The organism is Bradyrhizobium sp. UFLA05-89 (genome assembly GCF_059803475.1).
Genome location: NZ_JBANBA010000236.1, coordinates 1 through 3,273, shown reverse-complemented (window position 1 = coordinate 3,273; position 3,273 = coordinate 1). Strand labels below are relative to the sequence as shown.

Annotated in this window: 6 protein-coding genes; 2 read left to right on the top strand and 4 right to left on the bottom strand. The window is 58.1% G+C overall.

Going from position 1 to position 3,273, the window contains the following annotated elements:
* The first annotated feature begins 157 nt into the window (after positions 1-157).
* Together SO139_RS45870 and SO139_RS45865 are read left to right on the top strand one after the other, a co-directional pair.
* A complete protein-coding gene (locus SO139_RS45870) occupies positions 158-508 on the top strand; it encodes a hypothetical protein (RefSeq protein ID WP_498542121.1) in 351 nt (116 codons plus the stop codon).
* Positions 509-725: 217 nt separating this feature from the next.
* Positions 726-1,040, top strand: coding sequence for a hypothetical protein (locus tag SO139_RS45865; protein ID WP_498542120.1), 315 nt, complete (start codon positions 726-728; stop codon positions 1,038-1,040).
* Between the two features lie 5 nt (positions 1,041-1,045).
* Here SO139_RS45865 and SO139_RS45860 read toward each other — a convergent pair whose 3' ends face one another.
* The 4 genes from SO139_RS45860 to SO139_RS45845 form a co-directional block, all read right to left on the bottom strand.
* Entirely contained in the window at positions 1,046-1,471 is a 426-nt protein-coding gene (locus SO139_RS45860) for a hypothetical protein (RefSeq protein WP_498542119.1), read from the bottom strand.
* Positions 1,437-1,715 carry a spike base protein, RCAP_Rcc01079 family gene (locus SO139_RS45855; RefSeq protein ID WP_498542118.1) on the bottom strand — a complete coding sequence of 93 codons (279 nt, stop codon included), beginning with the start codon at positions 1,713-1,715 and terminating at the stop codon, positions 1,437-1,439. Before SO139_RS45855 ends, SO139_RS45860 begins: the two co-directional genes overlap by 35 nt.
* Before the next feature lie 258 nt (positions 1,716-1,973).
* Positions 1,974-2,168, bottom strand: a complete 195-nt coding sequence (locus SO139_RS45850; RefSeq protein WP_498542117.1) for a hypothetical protein — start codon at positions 2,166-2,168, stop codon at positions 1,974-1,976.
* A gap of 410 nt (positions 2,169-2,578) precedes the next feature.
* Complete coding sequence (locus SO139_RS45845) at positions 2,579-2,716, bottom strand: DUF6471 domain-containing protein (protein WP_498542116.1); 138 nt, start codon at positions 2,714-2,716, stop codon at positions 2,579-2,581.
* Between the last annotated feature and the right edge of the window lie 557 nt (positions 2,717-3,273).

Sequence of the window (3,273 nt, the reverse complement as noted above, 5' to 3'; positions counted from 1 at the left end):
GACAAAGCCCGCGCCAAACTCGGCCGCGCCTATCCAGCTGCCGCCAAAGAGTCAAAACCACTGTGATGAACCACTAGACGAGATCGCAGCGCTCGAAGGTCTCCCTGGATCCAAACCATCTCTCACAAAGCCGCCGACTGAGTTTCGGGGCCGGCTGTTGGCGAGGCTTTGGCACAAGCGCTTCATGCAGCCAAAGTACATCTGGAAGAACCTCGACAACCACTGGACTGACGAACGGCTTGAGCGGCTAGCACGCGAGAAGCCGGCGGCCAATGTGCCCTATCATCTTGTGATCGACGGCTATTCCGAGCGAGCTGGCAACGCTGCGCCTAATTCGCAGCCGGCGCTCACGGGCGAATGGATCATCTTTGCCAAGCACCAGAGCCGCAACTACTATCTCACGCTGGGCGTCCACGGCGACGATCGTCAGATCTGGGATCGCTGCAGCGCTTGCGCCAACGAATTCGCAGAGTTGAGCATTCTCAAAGAGGATAGGCTGCGTGTGTAGCGCCGGGCAAAAAGGGGCAGCGAATGGACGTTCTCGAATATTGGGCACCAAAGCTTCACTGGAGCCGGTTCTCCCAGGCCGAAATCTCTAACCCAGTGTGGAACGCGTTCGTTCAATTGGTCCAGTTCTGCCACTCTGTCGAGCATTGGCGCGACGTCCTGCGGTCACGAGGCTAACGAGGCCGCCTCAACCGTATTACACTCCAGAAAGCCGGCACATGCGTAAGAAGAGGTTGGACGAATGGAGGCGCCCGATCAACGAAGCTGAAACGCACATGCACCGCGCGGCGCATCTAGCGGATTCGAAGATCGCCGAAATATCTCATCTCTTCACCGAAAATGGGGCCTCGGACTGGCGGCTTTTCAATGCCGCAGCCCTATCGATCGGTCGATCTCTGGGTCACGAGCGCGCTCGCTACAAGAGCGTTGCATTCGACGCCTTTGACCCGGCCGATCTCTCTGAACATGACCCAGGCGTGATCGCTCGCCAGTGGCTTCATAGAGTAGACTACGCCGACGAACAGCCTTGCTAGGTGAGCTATGATGCTATTCTGCCGCGTCCTGCCGATCGCGCGGTGATGGCTATGACATGGCTATCGCTTCCGACTGCACCTTCCAAACCGTTCACGGTGTACTCGATACTGTCGCGCAGCTCACCCGTGCGTAGTAGCGGTGCCGGTGTCTTGAAGCCGTGGCGCTGCTTATCCTCGATGGTCGCTGCCGCGAGAGGCGCCCATTCTTCGTATTGCTTACCGATCGCAGACCTCGATTTTTTCTGCAGCCTTTGACAGTAGCGCTCGACGATCTTCGGCCCAGCCACCTGAAGGTCGCGCTCGATCGCCGGTAACTCCGCCGCAAACCCTTGCGGCCACCGAAGAGGCGGCACAAGTAGGTGGTCGACATAATGTGTTCCTTTCGCGGTTATGAAATCAGCTCCAAAGCGCGACGACGCCGCCTGTGCCAAGAGCTGTGCCCGTCGCCATGACGCGGCGGGCCTGAAGGTCGAGCTTGTAGGTGCCGACGGCGCGGGATGGAGACCGACGCATTGGCGATGAGGACCGCGATGTGCCGGTGCGGCCGGAGCCGATCGTCACGATCAGGCTGGACGTGACCTGGACCAAGTCCTGGCTGTCGCTCGGCGTGACGGCGGCGAAGTTTCGGCCGGGCGCATTGGTGCCGAACAAGCGATCGATCGCGGTCTTGGGCATCAGGCAGCATCCATGAAGCGTGAGAGCGAAGCACCGCGGCGATGCGATCCTCCACTTCAACTAGTCCGTCTTTGCCGACGACGAGCTCCTTGCCCTCGTGCGAAATGCTGGTAGTGCCATCGGGTGTGCGTTCGTCACGATCGTCCGCCACCTCAGCGCTGGTGGAGGCATCGGCTTCTCCAGCGCCTTGCTGAGGCGTTGCGAGCCGCTGCATCACAGCGTCGAAGTCCTCGGTCTGTGATGGTGTGGCGGGAAGGTTCAGACGGCGTTCATCTGCTCGGTGATGGCGGTCAGCTCCGCGGCATTCCTGATGAGCACAACCTGATGCGGCGCTGGCTGAGCGGGTAACGCGGCAGTGAACTCGCGGACCAGCGCCTTCACGCGGCGAACGGCGCGGTTGCGATCATCCAAATCGTTGATGCTGAGTACTTGGGCCTTTGTCGCGACGGACATCGATCGTATCCGGGCTGCATCGTGCAGCGAACTGCACGCGATCGTAGGATATTGACTATCGGATACAAAATTCGACGACGCTTTGCGCTTACTCGATAACGTCCACCTTGCAGCACGCCGGTTGCTTTGCCTGCTCGTTTGGTTCAAACGATTGGTCATCGATGCGGTATTATGGCGCAAACGCCACAAAGGGTTTCAGCGTCGTTTCCCTAAACTCAAGCCGCCAGATGCCGCGCGGACACTTCCGCGTCCGTACCCCCAGCAGCTCGCTTAAGTGCCGACCGTCTAAAATTCTTGATGGCTTTTTGGCCGCGCTCTGTGCCGACGCACTTTATGCAGACGACGGCAGGAAAGGAAACTTTGGCGCGCACGCATCCAAGGCCACCTTTGGGCGCTTAGCTACCAATGCTCTAAATCTCCTCCAATATCACTCCCTCAAGCTCCATTGCTGCAAGGCACGCAAGGAAGAACGTCGCGGAGAACGTCCCGCGCTTGAGCTTCGTTGTGATCCCGGCTTCGGCATCCTCTTCGAAGCCATGCTTTTTCATTACTAACAATGACCAGCGGCCCGCGACAAGCGCGTGCGCAATTGGATGCTTTCAGAAAATGTCGTTTGCGGGCGAACTATGCTGCAAAGTGCAGGCGCCTCGACTTATTCACATCGAAAAATTTCCAACAGAATCAAGGCTTGCCTGTTGTATGGGTCCGCTTTTCAGCTTGTCGCGCCGATTTGAAGCGCATCATCCGCCGTTTCGTCGGCGACCAACTTAGCTGGAGCCGGAAGATCGACGAAGCGCCTTTGACGCGAGCGAGCTCTCGCAATTGCGCCGCGCTGATAAGCTTTTGCATGAAGTGTTACACGTCAAGGGTCGTCTCGTTCTGCACCACCGGTTTGAGCTTCAGTCCAGAGGACGGATCAGGCACTGCAGGGTCCTTTCATTACTATCGAGTGGCATTCCCAAGGCGAAGCAGTCAGGTTTAATAGATAAAGTGCACTTTCCATTCCGTTCGTTTTCGAGAGAGCTTGAATCGTACGTAGCGTCATATTGTACGATCTCAATCGTATGAAGCGGCCCGACGCCGGTTGTGACACTCCTCGGGATCG

What these genes read in the sequence shown, in the direction of transcription:
- SO139_RS45865 (WP_498542120.1), top strand. Translation starts at nt 726, where the DNA reads ATGCGTAAGAAGAGGTTGGACGAATGGAGGCGCCCGATCAACGAAGCT.
- SO139_RS45855 (WP_498542118.1), bottom strand. Translation starts at nt 1,715, where the DNA reads ATGCCCAAGACCGCGATCGATCGCTTGTTCGGCACCAATGCGCCCGGC.
- SO139_RS45850 (WP_498542117.1), bottom strand. Translation starts at nt 2,168, where the DNA reads ATGTCCGTCGCGACAAAGGCCCAAGTACTCAGCATCAACGATTTGGAT.
- SO139_RS45845 (WP_498542116.1), bottom strand. Translation starts at nt 2,716, where the DNA reads ATGAAAAAGCATGGCTTCGAAGAGGATGCCGAAGCCGGGATCACAACG.